The 18,258-nt window shown below is 65.4% G+C and carries 18 protein-coding genes; 8 read left to right on the forward strand and 10 right to left on the reverse strand.

Annotated features, from left to right (window positions below):
* Window positions 1-35 precede the first annotated feature (35 nt).
* Window positions 36-1,097, reverse strand: coding sequence for a polyamine ABC transporter substrate-binding protein (locus tag U5760_RS23275; protein WP_415914168.1), 1,062 nt, complete (start codon window positions 1,095-1,097; stop codon window positions 36-38).
* Window positions 1,098-1,814: 717 nt separating this feature from the next.
* Here U5760_RS23275 and U5760_RS23280 point away from each other — a divergent pair.
* On the forward strand, window positions 1,815-3,524 hold the full coding sequence (locus tag U5760_RS23280; RefSeq protein WP_322014654.1) for a dihydroxyacetone kinase family protein: 1,710 nt from the start codon (window positions 1,815-1,817) through the stop codon (window positions 3,522-3,524).
* Between the two features lie 44 nt (window positions 3,525-3,568).
* On the opposite strand, the gene U5760_RS23285 is transcribed toward U5760_RS23280, so the two are convergent.
* A complete protein-coding gene (locus U5760_RS23285) occupies window positions 3,569-4,441 on the reverse strand; it encodes a LysR family transcriptional regulator (RefSeq protein ID WP_322014655.1) in 873 nt (290 codons plus the stop codon).
* Window positions 4,442-4,650: 209 nt separating this feature from the next.
* Between U5760_RS23285 and U5760_RS23290 the strand changes: the two genes are divergently transcribed.
* From U5760_RS23290 to rbsK, 4 genes are all read left to right on the forward strand, one after another.
* A complete protein-coding gene (locus U5760_RS23290) occupies window positions 4,651-5,628 on the forward strand; it encodes a sugar ABC transporter substrate-binding protein (RefSeq protein WP_415914160.1) in 978 nt (325 codons plus the stop codon).
* A gap of 145 nt (window positions 5,629-5,773) precedes the next feature.
* Entirely contained in the window at window positions 5,774-7,417 is a 1,644-nt protein-coding gene (locus tag U5760_RS23295; RefSeq protein WP_322014656.1) for a sugar ABC transporter ATP-binding protein, read from the forward strand.
* A 51-nt stretch (window positions 7,418-7,468) separates the two neighbouring features.
* On the forward strand, window positions 7,469-8,470 hold the full coding sequence (locus U5760_RS23300; protein ID WP_322014657.1) for an ABC transporter permease: 1,002 nt from the start codon (window positions 7,469-7,471) through the stop codon (window positions 8,468-8,470).
* A gap of 91 nt (window positions 8,471-8,561) precedes the next feature.
* A complete protein-coding gene (rbsK, locus tag U5760_RS23305; protein WP_322014658.1) occupies window positions 8,562-9,518 on the forward strand; it encodes a ribokinase in 957 nt (318 codons plus the stop codon).
* 163 nt (window positions 9,519-9,681) lie between these two features.
* Here the strand turns inward: rbsK and U5760_RS23310 are convergent, their stop codons facing one another.
* Both U5760_RS23310 and U5760_RS23315 read right to left on the reverse strand, forming a co-directional pair.
* On the reverse strand, window positions 9,682-10,014 hold the full coding sequence (locus U5760_RS23310) for a DUF3331 domain-containing protein (RefSeq protein WP_322014659.1): 333 nt from the start codon (window positions 10,012-10,014) through the stop codon (window positions 9,682-9,684).
* A 17-nt stretch (window positions 10,015-10,031) separates the two neighbouring features.
* A complete protein-coding gene (locus U5760_RS23315; RefSeq protein ID WP_322014660.1) occupies window positions 10,032-10,340 on the reverse strand; it encodes a hypothetical protein in 309 nt (102 codons plus the stop codon).
* A 294-nt stretch (window positions 10,341-10,634) separates the two neighbouring features.
* Between U5760_RS23315 and U5760_RS23320 the strand changes: the two genes are divergently transcribed.
* Window positions 10,635-11,534, forward strand: coding sequence for a LysR family transcriptional regulator (locus U5760_RS23320; RefSeq protein ID WP_322014661.1), 900 nt, complete (start codon window positions 10,635-10,637; stop codon window positions 11,532-11,534).
* Window positions 11,535-12,047: 513 nt separating this feature from the next.
* Window positions 12,048-12,788, forward strand: coding sequence for an acetoacetate decarboxylase (locus U5760_RS23325; protein ID WP_322014662.1), 741 nt, complete (start codon window positions 12,048-12,050; stop codon window positions 12,786-12,788).
* Window positions 12,789-12,814: 26 nt separating this feature from the next.
* Here U5760_RS23325 and U5760_RS23330 read toward each other — a convergent pair whose 3' ends face one another.
* On the reverse strand, window positions 12,815-13,804 hold the full coding sequence (locus tag U5760_RS23330; protein ID WP_322014663.1) for a DMT family transporter: 990 nt from the start codon (window positions 13,802-13,804) through the stop codon (window positions 12,815-12,817).
* 87 nt (window positions 13,805-13,891) lie between these two features.
* Window positions 13,892-14,707 (reverse strand): AraC family transcriptional regulator, encoded by an 816-nt coding sequence (locus U5760_RS23335; RefSeq protein ID WP_322014664.1) that lies wholly within the window; start codon window positions 14,705-14,707, stop codon window positions 13,892-13,894.
* Window positions 14,708-14,971: 264 nt separating this feature from the next.
* On the opposite strand from U5760_RS23335, the gene U5760_RS23340 reads away from it, so the two are divergent.
* Complete coding sequence (locus U5760_RS23340) at window positions 14,972-15,586, forward strand: thioredoxin fold domain-containing protein (protein WP_322014665.1); 615 nt, start codon at window positions 14,972-14,974, stop codon at window positions 15,584-15,586.
* Here U5760_RS23340 and U5760_RS23345 read toward each other — a convergent pair.
* The 4 genes from U5760_RS23345 to U5760_RS23360 form a co-directional block, all read right to left on the reverse strand.
* Window positions 15,580-15,864, reverse strand: a complete 285-nt coding sequence (locus U5760_RS23345; protein ID WP_322014666.1) for a hypothetical protein — start codon at window positions 15,862-15,864, stop codon at window positions 15,580-15,582. The two genes, U5760_RS23340 and U5760_RS23345, sit on opposite strands and share 7 nt — an antisense overlap.
* A gap of 90 nt (window positions 15,865-15,954) precedes the next feature.
* Window positions 15,955-16,983, reverse strand: a complete 1,029-nt coding sequence (locus U5760_RS23350; RefSeq protein ID WP_322014667.1) for an alpha/beta hydrolase — start codon at window positions 16,981-16,983, stop codon at window positions 15,955-15,957.
* Window positions 16,984-17,029: 46 nt separating this feature from the next.
* Window positions 17,030-17,455 carry an organic hydroperoxide resistance protein gene (locus tag U5760_RS23355; protein ID WP_322014668.1) on the reverse strand — a complete coding sequence of 142 codons (426 nt, stop codon included), beginning with the start codon at window positions 17,453-17,455 and terminating at the stop codon, window positions 17,030-17,032.
* 512 nt (window positions 17,456-17,967) lie between these two features.
* Complete coding sequence (locus U5760_RS23360) at window positions 17,968-18,171, reverse strand: hypothetical protein (protein ID WP_322014669.1); 204 nt, start codon at window positions 18,169-18,171, stop codon at window positions 17,968-17,970.
* Between the last annotated feature and the right edge of the window lie 87 nt (window positions 18,172-18,258).

The raw sequence follows: 18,258 nt of genomic DNA on the forward strand, positions 1-18,258 counted from the left end.
ACGTGACACAGCCGGATCAGGGGACGGTCAAACGATCAGGTACCCGACTTCAGTTGCGCCCACAAGCGATTTTGCAGACGCATGATCGCCGGCGGTTGCGGGCGCATGACAGTCATCTTGTCGAGCACCGCCTCCGAGGGGAACGTGATGGGATCCTTCGCAATCTCCGGTTGCACGAGCGGCAGCGACGCCCGGTTCGCCGTGGGATAAAACACTTCGTTGGTAATGGCCGCGCTCGTTTTCGGATCCTCGATGAAGTTGATCCATTTGAGCGCCGCTTCCGGATGCGGGGCATCTTTCGGAATGGCCATCATGTCGAACCACAGCAGTCCGCCTTCCTGCGGGTTCACGTATTGCACCTGATAGCTGCGTTTGGCTTCCACGGCGCGGCGGCGCGCAATGCCCGCATCGCCCGAATAGGCCACGGCCAAGCAGATATCGTTGTTCGCCAGATCGTTGATATAGCCCGAAGAATTGAACTGCGTAATGTAAGGCCGAACCTGCTTCAGGATTTCGTAGGCGGCGGTGTAGTCGGCGGGGTTCGTGCTGTTCGGGTTCTTGTGCATGTATTGCAGCACGGCCGGGAAGACATCGGAGGCGGAATCGAGGAACGACACGCCGCAGCCCTTAAGCTTCGCGAGATTCGCCGGGTCGAAGACCAGCGCCCACGAGTTCAGCGGCGCGGCCCTGCCGAGCGCCTTTTCCACTTCCTGCGTGTTGTACGCAATGCCGTCCGTGCCCCATGCCCAGGGCACGCCATATTGATTGCCCGGGTCGGCGTCGCTCACCATCTTCATGAGATGCGGGTCGAGGTTCGCGAGGTTCGGCAATTGCGACTTGTCGAGCTTTCGATAGACGCCCGCTTCGATCTGCCGCGCCATATAAGCGGACGAAGGCACGACCACGTCGTAGCCCGAACTGCCGGAGAGCAGTTTGGCCTGCAAGGTGTCGTCGCTGTCGTAACTGTCGTAGCGCACCTTGATGCCGGTCTCCTTTTCGAAGGTGGGGATCGTGTCGTGCGCAATGTAGTCGGACCAGTTATAGACGTTGACCTGGTTGTCGTCGGCGAAGGCGGCCTGCGAGGCGGCGGCGATCATCGAGACGGCGAGCGAGCCTGCGAGGGCGTGGTGAATCCTGGCGTGAAGTTTCATTCTGCTCCCCTATGGAGTGGTGGAGGACGGCATGCGCGTCCCCGCGCCCGGCGTTCGTCTGAACGAACGAGGCGTACGAATTGCCGCTCCTGTCGATCCGGCGCGCAAGCGGGATGGACGAGAACGGTCCTCCGCGCGCTGGACGAAGTCCAGCATCGCGCGGCACGACGTGAATCGCTAACGAGGGAGGAGAGGGCTAAGGCTTGGGGAGCAAGGACGCGATTTCATCCTTGCGAACCGCAATGAATTCGCACGTCATGACCGAGTTGTGCCGGCGCACGGAGCGAATGGAGAGGACGGTGTCGATCGAGAAATAACCGCAGGGTCTCGCCAACTTGCACGGCCCTGAAGAAATCGCGCTGCGCATGGCGAGAAATCCGCCATGTCCTCGATCGTACTGTATCAAGGGGCCACGAAATTTCATGATCTAAGGCACGCTGGGACTAAGCGTAGAGGCGTCGGATTGCTTATCGGAATGCCGGTTCGATGCGCGCGGACTCATCATGGGTTCAACCATGCAGCGATGGGTTCAGGGTCGGCGCACTTTCACCGTGCGCATTCATGGTACCTGGGCCAATAAAGGTGTCAATGGGGGCATGTGCCATGTGATGTATCGTTGAGCCCATTCGCTTCGTTCGTCGCTCCTTTTAACGGAAGGTGGTCATGAAGAAACTCGTCAATCAACCCGCTCATGTCGTGCGCGAGATGCTCGAAGGCGTCGCGCGGCAGGCTCCGCATCTCGCGATACTCGGCGAAGAGAACGTGCTGGTTCGCCAGGATCTTCCGGAAAAAGCGGGTCGCGCGGTGGCGCTCATCTCCGGCGGCGGCAGCGGCCACGAACCCGCTCATGGCGGTTACGTGGGCGCCGGCATGCTGAGTGCGGCCGTGTGCGGCGAGGTCTTCACGTCTCCTTCGACCGATGCCGTGCTCGCGGCCATTCGCGCGACGGCGGGCGCGGCGGGTGCGGTGCTGATCGTGAAGAACTACACGGGCGACCGGCTCAACTTCGGCCTTGCCGCCGAATTCGCGCGCGCCGAGGGCATCCCGGTTGAGATCGTGATCGTGGCCGACGATGTCTCGCTGCGCCGCACGACGGCACGCACGCATCGGCGCGGCATCGCCGGCACCGTGCTCGTGCACAAGATCGCGGGCGCGGCTGCCGCACAGGGTCTCCCGCTCGATCGCGTGGCGGCGCGCGCGCGCGAGGCGGCGGCGAGCCTCGGCACCATGGGCGTGGCGCTGAACGGCTGTACGCTGCCGGGCATGGAGAAGGCAGGCTTCGAGCTGGCCGACGACGAGATTGAACTCGGTCTCGGCATACATGGCGAGAAGGGTGTCGAGCGTGCGCGACCGCTGCCTGCGGACGCATTGGTCGAGACCTTGCTGACGAACATCGTCGAAGACCTCGCGCTCGAAGGCGGTCAACGCGTGGCACTGCTCGTCAACGGTCTCGGCGCCACGCCGCAAATGGAACTCGATATCGTGCTGCGCGCGGCATACGAAGGCTTGACCCGGCGAGGTGTCGTGGTCGAGCGCGCATGGTCGGGCACGCTGCTCTCGGCGCTCGACATGCCGGGCTGTTCCATTTCGGTGTTGCGCGTGGACGACGAAAGGCTCGCGCTGCTGGACGCAGCGACCGAAGCGCTGTCCTGGCCGCGCGGCGGCCGGGTGAGCCGCAAGATTCGCATCGATGCGCCCGCAACCATGCAGGAAGCGGTGACGCAGCCGGCGGGCGAGGTCGACCCGCAATGGCTGGCGGCCCTGAAGCCGGCGCTGCACGCCGTGGCCGAAGCGCTGATCGCCAATGAGCGCAGGCTCACGGAACTCGACACGCTGGCGGGAGACGGCGACCTGGGAACGAGCATGACGCGCGCGGCCCATGCGCTGCTGAGCGTGCCCGATGCGGCGCTGGCTACCCCGGCCGCCTCGCTTGCCGCGCTAGGCGGCGCATTGCGCAAGGCGATTGCGGGCAGCTCGGGGCCGTTCTATGCCACCGCGCTCTTGCGCGCGTCGCGCCGCCTTGCCGGCACGCGGCAACCGGCCGCGCCCGACTGGGCTGCCGCGTTTCGCGAAGCCGTCGAATCGGTGAGCGAACTGGGCGGCGCAAAGGCGGGCGACCGCACGATGCTCGATGCGCTGGTGCCGGCCATGGAGACCTTCGGGCATTCGCTGAGCGCGGGTCAGCCGTTGGCCGAGGCATGGACCGCTGCCGTCCTGGCGGCAGAGCAAGGCGCCCTGGCGACGGCGACGATGACCCCGCGCGCGGGCCGTGCGAGCTATCTGGGCGCACGCGCGGTGGGTGCGCCGGATGGCGGCGCCGTGGCGGTGTGCTGCTGGCTTTGGGCGCTCAAGCCGCATGTCGGTGTGAAATGAACGGTGCGAAATAACCGGCCCTGCCAGCGCCCGCAGCCTCTCCGCTACCGGAAAATCTCGACCAGCAGGTTCGCTACCGTGCGCATCCGCTCGCTGTCGCGCAGTGCGGGGTGTTGCACGAGCCACACGTCCTGATCGAGCGTCTTGATGTGTTTCTCCACGCACACGAGTTCACTCGTCGTGCTGCCCGCAAGCTGCGCGAGCACGCCGAGTCCCGAGCCGCCCAGCACGCCCTGGAGCACACCCATCCCGGAGCTGTTGCGCAACGCGGGCGCGCTCGCGCCGGGCAGGTCCCTCAGCCACTGGGTGACCCGATGGTCGGCCTGCCGGTCGTCGAGCCCGACGAGCGAAAGCTTGTCCCACTCCTTGCGCGCGATCGCCTGCTTGTGCCGCAGGTAATAGTCGCGCGACGCATAGAGGCCGAAGCGGATCCGGCCGATGCGCCGCACGAACAGGTCGCCTTCGTCCGGGCATTCGGTCCAGAGCGCGATGTCGGCTTCGCGCCGGGCCAGGCTGTACGGCCGCCGCGAGGTGAGCACCTCGATCGCGAGACCGGGCAGCCGGTCCTGGAACGAGCCGATCAGCTTCATCAGCATGTACGACGGCCACTCGGACGCGTTGATGCGCACCGTGCCGCGCGGGCCGCCGTGGCCCGTCGCGTCGGCCGCGCGGGCGATGCGGTGCGCGAGGTCCTCCATCTGCTCGGCCCACGCCAGCACTTTTGCGCCGAACGCCGTAGGGGTACACCCTGAGGGCACGCGGTCGATCAGCGGTTCTCCGAGGCGCCGCTCGAGGTCGGTGAGGCGGCGCGACAGCGTGGGCGGGCTCAGGTCGCAGGCAAGCGCCGCCGCACGCATCGTGCCTTCGCGGGCGATCGCCACCAGCAGGCGCAGATCGTCCCAGTCGATGTGTTCCATTTTTGTAACGGCAGGTTTTGAAATTTGGCATAGCATAACCCGATCCGCGGGGATAGGATTCAATCCGGGTCGGGCTCATGCCGTTGCCGCCGCACGCTTTTCAGCCTGGTCTGGCTTGCGGCGAGGCCTGGGCCCGTGACCAGAACCCATCACACGACTCGCCGGCTACCCTCCGGGTAGAGAACGGACGGGCGACCACGGAGACATCCATGATTCGACCATTCAAACCCGCACGCCGCCGCGCCATCGTGGCAACGGCCGTGGCAACCGCAACGTTCCTCGCCGGCACGATGCTGCCGGGCGCGCCCGCTTTCGCGCAGACGCCCCACAAGCCCAAGGTCGCGCTGGTGATGAAGTCGCTCGCCAACGAGTTCTTCCTGACGATGGAAAACGGCGCGAAAGACTACCAGGCGCATAACAGCAGCAAGTTCGACCTGGTGACCAACGGCATCAAGAACGAGACCGACACGGCCGCGCAGATCCAGATCGTCGAGCAGATGATCGTCTCGAAGGTCGATGCGATCGTGCTGGCGCCGGCCGATTCGAAGGCGCTCGTGCCGGTCGTGAAGAAGGCCGTGGACGCCGGCATCATCGTCGTGAACATCGACAACCGGCTCGATCCGGACGTGCTCAAGTCGAAGGACTTGAACGTGCCGTTCGTCGGCCCGGACAACGCCAAGGGCGCCGAGAAGGTGGGTGACTACCTCGCGCAGAAGCTGAAGGCGGGCGACGAGGTGGGCATCATCGAAGGCGTCTCGACCACCACCAACGCGCAGCAGCGCACGGCCGGCTTCAAGGCGGCCATGCAGAAGGCGGGCGCGAAGATCGACTCGGTGCAGTCGGGCGAATGGGAAATCGACAAGGGCAACGCCGTGGCTTCGGCGATGCTCAACGAGTATCCGAACATCAAGGCGCTGCTCGCCGGCAACGACAACATGGCGATCGGTGCGGTTTCGGCCGTGCGCGCCGCCGGCAAGCAGGGCAAGGTGTACGTGGTCGGCTACGACGACATCGACGCGATCAAGCCGATGCTCAAGGACGGCCGCGTGCTCGCCACCGCCGACCAGTACGCCGCGAAGCAGGCTGTGTTCGGCATCGACACGGCGCTCAAGGCGATCTCGGAGCACAAGAAGCAGTCCGATCTGGCGGGCGTGGTCGAAACGCCGGTCGATCTCGTGACGAAGTAACGCCCTCCGGATCCGCGCGCAACGAAGCGTGTCCCTGCGCCCCGGCGGCATCGCGCCGCCGGGGCGGTCAAAGCGGTGAAAGCGGCGTAAGCCGCCGCCCGGATCCTGTCTTGCCACACCGCATTTCATTCGCAGCCGTTACGCGATGTCCACTCCATTCCAGCCTACCCACGATGCCGCGCCTGTGCTGAGCGTGCAGGGCGTCGGCAAGACCTATGCCGCGCCGGTGCTCGCCGGTATTTCGCTGCAGCTGCACGCGGGCGAAGTGCTCGCGCTCACGGGCGAGAACGGCGCGGGCAAGAGCACGCTGTCGAAGATCGTCGGCGGCCTTGTCGTGCCGACCGACGGCACCATGACGCTCGGCGGCGCGCCGTATGCGCCTGCGAGCCGCTCCGAGGCCGAAGCGCTCGGCGTGCGCATGGTGATGCAGGAGCTGAACCTGCTGCCCACGCTGACGATTGCCGAAAACCTGTTTCTGAACCGCCTGCCGCGCCGTGGCCTGTCGGGGCGCCTCGGCCGCATCGACCGCAAGAAGCTGCGCGAGGAGGCGCGCCGCGCGATGGCGCAGGTCGGGCTCGACGCGATGGACCCCGATACGTTGGTGGGCGAGCTCGGCATCGGCCATCAGCAGATGGTGGAGATCGCGCGCAACCTGATCGGCGACTGCCGCGTGCTGATCCTCGACGAACCCACGGCCATGCTGACTGCGCGCGAGGTCGATCTGCTGTTCGCGCAGATCGCGCAGTTGAAGGCGCGCGGCGTGGCGATGGTCTATATCTCGCACCGGCTCGAAGAGCTCCAGCGCATTGCCGAACGCGCGGCGGTGCTGCGCGACGGCAAGCTGGTGCACACCGGCCCGATGCGCGAGCTCACGAGCGAGCGCCTCGTCACGCTGATGGTGGGGCGCGACGTGGGCGAGGAAATCGATCTGGGCGAGCGGCGCATCGGCGGCGTGGCGCTCAAGGTCGAGCACATGTCGCGCGGCCATGCCGTGCGCGACGTGTCGTTCGAGGTCAAGGTGGGCGAGATTTTCGGCATCAGCGGTCTGATCGGCGCGGGCCGCACCGAACTGCTGCGCCTTGTCTTCGGCGCCGACCGTGCCGATGCGGGCACCGTTTCGATCGCGCATGGCGGGGCGCCGCTCACGCCGGTTCAGGTCGCTTCGCCCGTGGATGCGGTGAAAGAGGGCATCGCGCTCATCACCGAGGACCGCAAGGGCGAGGGGCTGCTGTTGCCGCAGCCGATCGCGGCCAACGTGTCGCTCGGCAATCTCACTGCCGTTTCGAAGCGCGGCGTGATCGACGGCGCGAGCGAAGCCGCGCTCGCGCAGAAGATGATCGACGCCATGCGCATCCGCACTTCGGGCCCGGCGCAAACCGTGGCGCAACTCTCCGGCGGCAACCAGCAGAAGGTCGTGATCGGCCGCTGGCTCGCGCGCGACTGCACGGTGCTGCTGTTCGACGAACCCACGCGCGGCATCGACGTGGGCGCGCGCTTCGACATCTATACGCTGCTCGGCGCGCTGGCGCGCGAGGGCCGGGCGATCGTGGTGGTGTCGAGCGACTTGCGGGAACTGATGGCGATCTGCGACCGGATCGGCGTGATGTCGGCCGGACGCCTTACCGGCATTTTCGAGCGCGGCAACTGGACCCAGGATTCGCTGCTCGCGGCAGCTTTCGCCGGTTATGCCGCCGAGGCTACCGGGGGCACCGGGGGCACCGGGGGCACCGGGGGCACCGGGGGCACCGGGGCCGCCGACGAAGCCACGACGGAAGCGCTCGCCCGCTGAGGTGCAGCGGCAGTAGCCGCCGCCGACGAGACATTGATGGAGCATTCAAGCATGACAGCACATACCAGCCTGCCGACCGCGCAGAAAGAACCGCCCGAGCAGGCGAAACCGGCCCGCGCCCGCAGCGTCTTTTCGAATTACCTCGGCCTCATTGGCGCGCTGGCCGCGATGATCGTTCTGTTCTCGATCCTCAGTTCGCACTTCCTCACCTACGACACGTTCAGCACGATCGCGAACCAGATTCCCGATCTCGTGGTGATGGCGGTCGGCATGACCTTCGTGCTGATCATCGCCGGGATCGATCTCTCGGTCGGCTCGGTGCTCGCGCTCGGCGCGGCGATCACGAGCGTGGCCGCCTTGCAGTGGCACTGGCCGGCCATCCCGTCCGCGCTGCTCGGCATGGCGGGCGCGACGCTCACGGGCTGCATCACGGGCGCCATTACGGTGGCGTGGCGCATTCCGTCGTTCATCGTGTCGCTCGGTGTGCTCGAAGCCGCGCGCGGGCTCGCGTATCAGCTCACGAATTCGCGCACTGCCTATATCGGCGATTCGCTCGATTTCCTCTCCAATCCGATCGCGTTCGGCATTTCGCCGGCGTTCCTGATCGCCATCGCCGTGATGGTCCTGGCGCAGTGGGTGCTCACGCGCACCGTGTTCGGCCGTTATCTCATCGGCATCGGCACCAACGAGGAGGCGGTGCGGCTCGCGGGTGTCAACACGCGTCCCTACAAGGTTGCCGTGTTCGCGCTGATGGGGCTGCTTTCGGGGCTCGCGGCGCTGTTTCAGATCTCGCGCCTCGAAGCCGCCGATCCGAACGCGGGCGACGGCATCGAACTGCAGGTGATCGCCGCGGTGGTGATCGGCGGCACGAGCCTGATGGGCGGACGCGGTTCAGTCACGAGCACCTTCTTCGGTGTACTCATCATTTCCGTGCTGGCCGCGGGCCTCGCGCAGATCGGCGCGACCGAGCCCACCAAGCGCATCATCACCGGCGCCGTGATCGTGGTGGCGGTCGTGCTGGATACCTATCGGAGCCGGCGCCGGGCCGCATAATGGCGGCATGAGGTGCGCGGGCTTCAGCGCGTATTGCATGGAACGGGAGTGAGCGCCAGGGCGCTCGCTCCGGTTCGACAGGAGATTCATTGTGTCTAAAGAAACCAAACCGGCTGCCGCCGTGGCGAAGGCCGCGGGCAAGGTCGTCGTGGTCGGCAGCATCAACACCGATCTCGTGGCGCGTTCGCCGCATCTGCCGCGCCCCGGCGAAACCATCAGCGGCCACGAGTTTTCGCAGGTTGCCGGCGGCAAGGGCGCGAACCAGGCCGTTGCGGCCGCGCGCATCGGCGCGCAGGTTGCGATGGTGGGCTGCGTGGGCGGCGACGCCAACGGCGAGCAGCGCCGGCGCGACCTCGAGGCCGAAGGTATCGACTGCACCGGCATCGAGGTGAGCGACTCGCAGCCGACCGGCGTCGCCTTGATCACCGTCTCCGATGAAGGGCAAAACACGATCGTGGTGGTGGCGGGCAGCAACGGCGCGCTGACGCCCGAAGGCGTGCGCCGCCACGAGGCGATGCTGCGCTCGGCCGATGTGGTGGTGTGCCAGCTCGAATCGCCGTGGGAGGCGGTGCACGCGACGCTCGAGCTCGCACGGCGCCTCGGCAAGACCACCGTGCTGAACCCGGCACCCGCCACGGAGCCGCTGCCGGCCGAGTGGATGCCGCTCATCGACTATCTCGTGCCGAACGAAGTGGAAGCCGCGATTCTCGCGGGCTTGCCGGTGGAATCCGAAAGCGGCGCGCGCCGCGCCGCTATGGAACTGCAACGCGCGGGCGCCTGCAATGTGATCGTCACATTGGGTGCGCAGGGCGCGTATCTGCTGCGCGAAGGCGGCGAGGGCGCGCATTTCGCCGCGCCCGAAGTGCAGGCCGTGGATACGACCGCCGCGGGCGACACCTTCATCGGCGTGTTCGCGGCGCAGCTGGCGGCGCGTCAGCCGCTCGACGCCGCCATCGGCCTCGCGCAACGCGCGGCCGCGATCTCGGTCACGCGCGCCGGCGCGCAACCGTCCATTCCCACGCGCGACGAAGTCGAGCGCATGGGCTGAACAAGGCCGCGGAGGCTCTCTGTGCGCTAGTGCGCGGGGCGCCCGTTCGGCTGGACCGGTACTTCCGCGGCGATTGTCGGGATGAGCGGTCGGCAAGCCGACAACGCCTTTTTTCAGATCAATGATAAGGAATACAGAGCAATCCTCGAGTTCGGAGCAGGCGCTACGAAGCGACCGCGATTTCGCCGGCAAGGGCCAGTTCGAGCTGGCCGCGCAGCATCATCTTGTCGGCGTTGACCGGCATGGGGCGTCCGGCCGGCCGGAACACCAGGTCGCCGCGCCGGATGGGCAGCCCCGAGAGGATGCAGCGGCCGCTGTGCTTGGCGGAAATGAGGAGCCAGCGCTGCTCGCCGTAGTGGCAGCGTCCGGGCTCGACCCAGCGCAGCAGCAGTTCGTGTTCGTCGCAGGCGAATAGCGTGATCTCGGCGCCGATCCGGTCCGCCCACAGCGGGAAAGGGAAAGCCGGCCGTGCCGGCAGGGGGTTGATGCCCTTCATGGAAATGTCGACTCTGGCTAGTAGTCTTGATCGGACTGCCGGCGCACGAGGTCGATCGCGTCGCGCAACGTCATGGCGCGTACGCCGTCCTTCCTGGACAGGATGCGGGGCAGCGTGAAATAGGTGCGGTGCGTGGGGTCGCAGTACTGGTCGTGCGCCTGCTGGCTGAGCCAGTCGAGGCGTTCGCAGTCCGCATTGCCGATGTGCGCCTCGGCGAGGCGCTTGCGCAGCAGGTCGAGCTCGATGGCGGCGAGCCTGACCATATCGGCGGCGTCGCCGCTCAGGGTGTCCGCAAGTACCCGGAGTTGTTCAGATTCGACCGTCACCCATCGTTCTCCTGCAGGCTGGCCATGACGGGACAGGGTGGGTTTGCGGTCGGCTTCGGTGGAAGCAGGGACGAGTGATGCCGTCCCCGCGCCTCATGGAGAATGTCATGCGAGATCCTGCAGATGAGAACGAGCGTTCGAAAGGCGGGGCCAGGGCGCGGGCAATCGTGGGGAATTACGAAGGCCCGTGAAAAGTGGTCTAATCAAGCGCTTTCGCAGATAGCTTAGACCGCCATCCGGATTACCACTAGTCAGGCAGGATGGCGGGGTCTCATCCATAAACAAGAGGAATGCATGCTCGACCTGAACGAAATCTACATGTTCGTCGAGGTAGTCAAGGCCGGCAGCTTTGCTGAAGCCGCAAGGCGCCTGGGGATGCCGGCCAACACGGTGAGCCGGCACGTGCAGCAGCTCGAAAGCGAGCTCAAGAGCAAGCTGATACTTCGGACTACGAGGAAATTGACGCTCACGACGGTCGGCCAGTCGTTCTACGACCAGAGCGTGCGCAACATCGAGGCGCTCGTGCTCGCCGGGCAGGCTGCGGCCGATACGTATCCCGAGCCGATCGGCCCCTTGCGCGTCGCCTTGACGGCCGACTTCTTCGAGATCTTTCCGATTTCATGGGTCACGGAATTTCTCGAGCGCTATCCGGGCGTCAATCTGGAATTCGTGGTGGACAACGCGTATCTCGACCTCATGGCGAGCGGTGTGGACGTGGCCTTGCGCCCCGGATCGACACTTGCGGACAACGCCACGCGCCGGGTGCTGACTTCGTCGCACAGGCGGCTTGTCGCCGCGCCGAAGTATCTGGCGGCGCGCGGCGTACCCGCGAGCCTCGAAGAACTCGGCCAGCACGACTGCCTGCTGGTCTCGCGCAACACGGGGCCCGACATCTGGGACCTGAACGGGCCGGAAGGGCACAGCGACGTCCAGGTGTACGGACGCTTTCTCGCCAGCACGTTCAACCCGGTGCGGCAGGCGGCGATCGAGGGGCTCGGCATTGCCCTGCTTTTTGAAGAATTCGTGAAAAAGGACATCGAGGCCGGACATCTCGTGCCCGTGCTCGATCAGTATCGCTCGGACGCTTCGGACTTCTGCGCCGTGTTTCCTACTCACCGGCATATCCGGCGCATCGCCGCGTTATTCGCCGAATCGGTGCAGAACAAGATTCTGGAAATCAAGCAAGGCGGGTAAGGCAAAGCGCGCGGATTCCGGCATTGCCTCTTTCATTGCCTCCTTTCGTGGACGAGTGCCGTCCAGATTGGCCCACTAGTCGGCGGCAGAGGGCTTCGATAGATTGTTCGCACGATACCAGGGTGCTCCAGATCCGGTTCCAGGGTATCGGCGTGCGCCTTCCCCCTCCTCGATCCGAAGGCTGCGCGCGTGGCATGTTCCCCTCGGGCTCCCGGTCTTGCCGGCCGGGGGCCTTGGCACCATCGCTCCCCCTTGGGATGGTGCGCTCTTTATTCATAACGGCGGCCGTCCGCACGCGCGGACCGGCCGCCGTTCGCATGGACGCGCTGTTCCTGTGCGCCGGTTTCGCGATGTTTCCGAAAAGAAACCCGGTGCAAACGAGGCCTGCTGTGCACGCTGCGAGCGTGCAACTTTATCGGTGAGGTACAGTCAACACAGGACTGCGCACGGGCAGGCGCCGCGCGACAGGCGTTGAAACCTCGCTGTACACGGCTAAGGCAAAGGGGAATACGGATGGATGCGAATGAAGTCAGATCGAAAGCGTTTGCAATGCCGTTGACAAGCCCGGCGTTCCCGATGGGACCGTACCGCTTCGTCAACCGCGAATTTCTGATCATCACCTACCGCACCGACATCGACCGGTTGCGCGAAGTGGTGCCCGCACCGCTCAAGGTCACCGATCCTTTCGTGCATTACGAATTCATCCGGATGCCCGACTCCACGGGTTTCGGTGACTACACCGAAAGCGGCCAGGTGATCCCGGTGGAATTCAACGGCCAGAAGGGCGGCTATACGCTCGCGATGTATCTGAACGACCATCCGCCGATTGCGGGCGGCCGCGAACTGTGGGGCTTTCCCAAGAAACTCGCGAACCCCACGCTGGAAACGCACATCGACACGCTGCTCGGTACGCTCGACTACGGCCCTGTGCGCGTGGCCACGGGAACGATGGGCTACAAGCACAAGCAACTCGATATCGTCGATCAGGCAAAGCGCCTCGCGGGCCCGAATTTTCTGCTGAAGATCATTCCGCACGTGGACGGCTCGGCGCGCGTATGCGAACTCGTGCGGTACTACCTCGAAGACATCACGATGAAGGGGGCGTGGACGGGGCCGGCTTCACTGGAGCTCGCGCCGCACGCGCTCGCACCCGTTGCCGATCTGCCGGTGCTGGAGATCGTCGAAGCGCGTCACCTGATGGCCGATCTCACGCTTGGACTCGGTGAAGTGGTGTACGACTATCTCGCGCAATAGCGGCTGCCAGCACGCCGCGTTTCTTCTCAGCCGTTTCGTTCTGATCCGGCTCGATCTCGCGTAACTATCAAGGCCGTGCCGCTGTCGTCATCCCCGCAAGGGGGTGACGCGTCGGCGCGGCAAACCTTTCCCGACGAATGCCCGGTCTGCCGCGATGCTCCGAGGCTGAACACTGCGAGCAAAACGCAGCCGATGCCGATCATCTGACCGAAGCCGACGGATTCCCTCAGCAAAAAAGCCGCGAGTACGACGGCGGTGACCGGCGCCACCGCGGTGAACAACGCGGCTTCCGCGCCGCTGACCCTCGCGGCGCCCGCGTACCAGAGCACGAATCCGCCCACGGTGGGCACGAGGGCATAGTAGGCAATGGCCGTCACGGCACGGCTCGAAACGGGGTACGCCCATGGCATTTCGAAGCCGGCCGCCGTGGCGGCGACGGCGAAGCCGAATGCGGCCATGAGCGTGGAGAGCGCGAGTGGTGCGACGGGTGTGCGCAGGCGCTTGTTGAGCAGGATGAAGAGACTTTCGCAGCCCACGGCTCCGAAGATCAGCGCGTTGCCGAGAAGCGAATGCGCGCTCCCGGCATGCGAGCGCGCAACGATGGCGAGCACCCCGGCCGCGGCGAGCGCGATGGCCAGCAACACGGCAGGCCGAGGCCGCTCCCGCAGCACGACGATGGCGAATGCCGCGGACACCACGGGCAGCGTGCCGATGATCACGCCCGCGTCGGCGGCCGATGTGTAGCGCAGCCCGGAGATCAGCAGCGTCGTATAACCGACGCTGCCCGCGCCGGCCTGCACGAACAGCAGCGCCCATTCCTTCGGCGCGAGCATGGGCCAGGGCGTACGCGTTACACGCATCAGGACGAGGAACAGCGGCAATGCAATAGCAAAGCGCAGCGCCGTTGCCGTGAAAGGCGGCAGGCCGGCTGCAACGATCCGGCTTGCCACCACCGTGCTGCCGACCGTCATCATCGCCAGCGTCAAATAAACGTATCCCTGCGTGCGTTTCGACATGATCCGTGTAGGGCTTCCTTGTTGCGGGAAGCCACAGGATCGCGAGGGAGACGTTTTGCGTCTTGAACGAAATTGCAGTCGCCGTGTTTATGCGGTGCAGGCGCTGGCGTACACGCTGGGCGAGATGCCGTAGGTGCGCACGAAGAGGCGCGTCATGTGGCTCTGGTCGGCAAAGCCGCTTGCCGCAGCCGCGTGCGCGAGCGGCATGCCTTGCGCAATGAGGCGGCGCGCGGCCAGGATGCGGCGCTGGATCAGGTAGGCGTGCGGCGTGAGGCCCGTGGCGCGCGAAAATGCGCGGATGAGCTGGAACCGGCTCAGGCCGCAGGTTTGCGCGAGTTCGGACAGGCTGACTGGCGCGGCCGGGTCGTCGTCGATACGGTTTCGTGCATTAGCGATGCCTGCGGGGACCGGGGCTCGCGCTTCGACGGACGCGCTGCCATCGACGGCGCGGGCCAGCAGCGTCAGCAGCAATTCTTCGCGCAGGGTGCCCGCATAGCCGGCCTCTGCGGCGGTCATGGCCGCATACAGCGCGAGAAAGCGCTGCGCAAGCGCGGGTTGGTGCATGACCGGTCGCGTGAATTCATAGCTGCGCGTGCGCCCTTCGCTTACATCGAACATCGCATCCGCGACCACGTGGGGGTCGAAATACAGCATGCGCCAGGCGCGGCCTGCGTCGCCGATGGGCGTGCCGTCATGGACCTCGCCGGGATTGACCGTGATCGTGTGGCCGGGGCCGGCTTCCACCATGCCGCGCCCACTGGCGGACTTCTGCGCGCCGCGGACGATCACGCCGATGCCGAACTGATCGTGCGTGTGCCGCGCGAACGTGTGGCGCGTATCGGCCACCACGGCCTGCACGCCGCTGGCATGACATCGGACGATCTGGAATTGGCGCTGGGCCATCGGCGTCTCGTTCCGGGTGGGTTGCGGGTGCTGCTAGAGGCGGTGTTCCAGGGTGTGCTGCTCGCATTGCGGTGCGGATCGCGCCCCGTCTGTCCATTTTGCCATTTTCGTGTCACGCCGCCGCCCGTGGGCGCTTCGTAGCATAATCCGTTTTTTGCCGGGCTGCGGCGGTGTGCTCCGCCCGGCAGCCAAGGGCGCGAACAACGGTTTGCCACGCGGGCGGACCGGCGGGCGCGCAAGTATCGAATGACTTCAAGGTAAAGCATGAAGAAGATAGCAGGTGCCCTGATTGCAGCGGGTGTGATGGCATTTTCGGCGTCGAGCCACGCAGCGGACAATCCCGAACCGGTGTGGCTGCCGGCAACGGCCGCGACCCAGTTCCAGAATGCGCCGGCCATCGTCGAAGGTGCGCAGGGCAAGGACGTCAGGGCGACCATCTACGTCTTCATGGACCCGAACTGCATCTATTGCCACTTTGTCTGGAAGGCGCTGCAACCCTACGAGGCCGCGGGCCTCCAGGTGCACTGGATTCCGCTGGCATTCCTGAAGCCCGACTCGGCGGGCAAGGCGGCTGCACTGCTGCAGGCGCCGGATAGCGCGGCGCTTCTGAAGAAGCTCGAGCTGGGCTACAACGAGAAGGAAGAATCCGGCGGGATCGCCCCGCTTGCGACGGTGCCCGCCACGGCCCAGGCCAAGCTCGACGGCAACGCCAAACTCTTCCAGGACCTCGGCTTCCAGGGCACGCCGACCATCATTTATCGCGGCTCGGGCGGCCGCTGGGCCGACTACGGCGGCATGCCCAAGCTCGCGATGCTGCCCGGCATGCTCAACCTGCCGGCGCAGCCCGTCACCGATCCGTCGCTCAAGCCGTTTCAGTAAGTCGCTTGCGACGCGTCGGCTCCGCTGTTGTTGCGGGCCGCAAGGCGCGTCTCGCTCGAGGCGCGCGCGGTGTCTGCCGCGCGTTCTTCCGCCTGCACGGTCAGGGTGCTCACGCCGCGCTGCGAAGCGGGGGCGCCCACGACCGGATTGTATGAAGACGCGGGACCGTAACCGCTTGCGAAGGCGGGTGCGGACAGCGCAGCGGTAGCGACGACGAGTGCGACAGCCGAAAGGTTGGCGCCGAGAACGAGCAGCGAGGGAAGGGTGCGGGATTTCATGGTGGTGGCTCCGTGGATCGCAAGAATATCGGACTGCGAAATAATGGCCGAGGCGGGACCGGTCACATGCGGGCCGGTCCCGTCCGCCGCTTACTGCAGGCGTGCCTTCAACTGATCGGCCAGCTGCTTGATGGCGGCCTTCGTCGGGGCGTCGTCGGCGAGTGCGTTGAGCAGGCCGAAGTCGTGAATCGTGCCGTCGTAGCGTACGGTCGCGACTTCGTTGCCGGCTGCGTCCAGCTTGCGGCCGTAGGCCTCGCCTTCGTCGCGCAGCACGTCGGATTCGGCCACCTGAATCAGCGCGGGCGGCAGGCCCTTCAACTCATCCTCCGAAGCACGCAGCGGTGAAACGTAGATCTGGTTGCGCTGCGCGGGATCCTTCGTGTAGGCGTCCCAGAACCACTTCATCATGTCGCGTGTGAGGAAGTGACCGTTCGGGTAGGTGCGATACGAGCCGTCGTCGAAATTCGCGTTCGTGACGGGCCACATCAGCCCCTGGAAGCGGATGGCCGGCCCCTGCTTGTCCTTCGCCATCAGGCTCACGACCGCCGCCATGTTGCCGCCCACGCTGTTGCCGACCACGGCGAGCCGGCTGCCGTCCACGCCGATTTCGTTGCCGTGTTGCGCCACCCACTTCGTTGCCGCATAGGCCTGATTGATGGCCACCGGGTAACGTGCTTCGGGCGAGGGCGTGTAGTTCACGAACACCGCCACCGCGCCCGACTGCACGACGAGGTCGCGCACGAGGCGCTCGTGGGTGGGGAAGTCGCCCAGAATCCAGCCGCCGCCGTGGAAGAACATGAACACGGGCAGCGTGCCGCTCGCGCCTTGCGGGCGGACGATCGTGACCGGCACGCTGATGCCGTCCTGCTCGATGGTGCGGTTCGACACGTCGATGCCCGAGAGGTCCACCTTCACGCTGTTTTGCGCATCGACGAGCACCTGGCGCGCCTTGGCGGGCGGCAGCGTGTTGATCGCGGGACCGGTGCCGCTGTTCAGGGCATTGAGGAACGAGGACGTCACCTTGTCGGTAACGGCCGGCGCCGCCGGCGCGGCCGCCGTGGCGAATGCCGCATGGGCGGCGAGCAGGACGGCGAGGGTCAGCGGCTTGAGCGACTTCATGATCGGCTCCTTGATGAGCGTATGGATAGTCAGATAATTCGGAGTGTTAAACGAGCGTGAGCGTGACGTCGATGTTGCCGCGCGTCGCGTTCGAGTACGGGCAGACCACGTGGGCTTTCTTGACGAGTGCCTCGGCAGCCTCGCGCGGCATGCCGGGCAGCGAGATCTTCAGTTCGACTTCGATGCCGAAACCGTTCGGAATCGCGCCGATACCCACGCTGCCGTCGATCGCCACGTCGGCGGGGATCGCGATCTTCTCGCGTGCGGCGACGAACTTCATCGCGCCGAGGAAGCAGGCGCTGTAACCGGCCGCGAACAGTTGCTCCGGATTGGCGCCGGCGCCGCCGGCACCGCCCAGCTCGCGCGGGGTGGTCAGCTTGACGTCGAGGCCGCTTTCGGGGACGACGGCACGGCCGTCGCGGCCACCGGTAGCACGGGCATGGGCGCGGTAGAGCACTTGTTCGATCGACATGGTGAAACTCCTTCGGTTGGTGACTGGGTGGTTTTTTCAATCTATCTACTAAGTGATAGATTGAAGATTTCAAAAAATGGGCTTGCCGCCCTTGAGTTACGCACCTAAATCTACTGATAGATAGATTTGAGGCTATAAAAAAAATGGCCCGTGGGCCCTGGCTCGCAGTCTGGTTTCAAACACTGCTTGCCTGCCTCGTTTCCATGGATCAAACTTTATCTACCGGTAGATAGAAAGTCAAGAGATTTTTTGAACCCGTTGATGTGATGTCTGCGAGACGTCGGCGAAAGGGCGATTTATCAGACTAATGACGGATGTGTCGACTTGCGCCGCGCGTGTCGGCACTTGCCAAAGTCGATGACCGGTAAGCGTGAGGGCGAGCGCGCTCACGGGGCGATGCGTTCGCCTTGCATCGCAAAGCCAAACTCAAACCGACCGGTCGAATAGTGTTAGGACTTTTAAGTATGACGATCTGGCTGATCGCCATGACGAAGCAGTGGAGCGGGGGAGGTTCAGCGTTGGCGCAACGCCGCGTTGTACTGTTCGAGCGCGGCCATATAGCTGCGATGGGCGGCGTTGTGTTCGCGGATCAATGCCTTGATCTGCTCGTCGCTCAACGTATCGAAGATCAGCGCCTGAACCTCGCGGTTCAACTTCTCGCCCGCCTTCATCCAGGCTTCGTGTGCGTCGAGAAAGGCTTGCTTGTGATGATCCATCGGATTCGGCTCTTCAGTCCGGAGCGGTGGTTGACCTGACCCAACCGGAGGTCGGTGTTTCTGATGCGGTGGCGATTATAGCTTGGC

It is taken from the genome of Paraburkholderia sp. J12 (genome assembly GCF_905220215.1).
GTDB lineage: Bacteria > Pseudomonadota > Gammaproteobacteria > Burkholderiales > Burkholderiaceae > Paraburkholderia.

What these genes read in the sequence shown, in the direction of transcription:
- U5760_RS23325 (WP_322014662.1), top strand. Translation starts at nt 12,048, where the DNA reads ATGGATGCGAATGAAGTCAGATCGAAAGCGTTTGCAATGCCGTTGACA.
- U5760_RS23340 (WP_322014665.1), top strand. Translation starts at nt 14,972, where the DNA reads ATGAAGAAGATAGCAGGTGCCCTGATTGCAGCGGGTGTGATGGCATTT.
- U5760_RS23360 (WP_322014669.1), bottom strand. Translation starts at nt 18,171, where the DNA reads ATGGATCATCACAAGCAAGCCTTTCTCGACGCACACGAAGCCTGGATG.
- U5760_RS23335 (WP_322014664.1), bottom strand. Translation starts at nt 14,707, where the DNA reads ATGGCCCAGCGCCAATTCCAGATCGTCCGATGTCATGCCAGCGGCGTG.
- U5760_RS23275 (WP_415914168.1), bottom strand. Translation starts at nt 1,097, where the DNA reads ATGATCGCCGCCGCCTCGCAGGCCGCCTTCGCCGACGACAACCAGGTC.
- U5760_RS23280 (WP_322014654.1), top strand. Translation starts at nt 1,815, where the DNA reads ATGAAGAAACTCGTCAATCAACCCGCTCATGTCGTGCGCGAGATGCTC.
- U5760_RS23320 (WP_322014661.1), top strand. Translation starts at nt 10,635, where the DNA reads ATGCTCGACCTGAACGAAATCTACATGTTCGTCGAGGTAGTCAAGGCC.
- U5760_RS23290 (WP_415914160.1), top strand. Translation starts at nt 4,651, where the DNA reads ATGATTCGACCATTCAAACCCGCACGCCGCCGCGCCATCGTGGCAACG.
- U5760_RS23285 (WP_322014655.1), bottom strand. Translation starts at nt 4,441, where the DNA reads ATGGAACACATCGACTGGGACGATCTGCGCCTGCTGGTGGCGATCGCC.
- U5760_RS23355 (WP_322014668.1), bottom strand. Translation starts at nt 17,455, where the DNA reads ATGTCGATCGAACAAGTGCTCTACCGCGCCCATGCCCGTGCTACCGGT.
- U5760_RS23310 (WP_322014659.1), bottom strand. Translation starts at nt 10,014, where the DNA reads ATGAAGGGCATCAACCCCCTGCCGGCACGGCCGGCTTTCCCTTTCCCG.
- U5760_RS23295 (WP_322014656.1), top strand. Translation starts at nt 5,774, where the DNA reads ATGTCCACTCCATTCCAGCCTACCCACGATGCCGCGCCTGTGCTGAGC.
- U5760_RS23345 (WP_322014666.1), bottom strand. Translation starts at nt 15,864, where the DNA reads ATGAAATCCCGCACCCTTCCCTCGCTGCTCGTTCTCGGCGCCAACCTT.
- U5760_RS23300 (WP_322014657.1), top strand. Translation starts at nt 7,469, where the DNA reads ATGACAGCACATACCAGCCTGCCGACCGCGCAGAAAGAACCGCCCGAG.
- U5760_RS23350 (WP_322014667.1), bottom strand. Translation starts at nt 16,983, where the DNA reads ATGAAGTCGCTCAAGCCGCTGACCCTCGCCGTCCTGCTCGCCGCCCAT.
- U5760_RS23330 (WP_322014663.1), bottom strand. Translation starts at nt 13,804, where the DNA reads ATGTCGAAACGCACGCAGGGATACGTTTATTTGACGCTGGCGATGATG.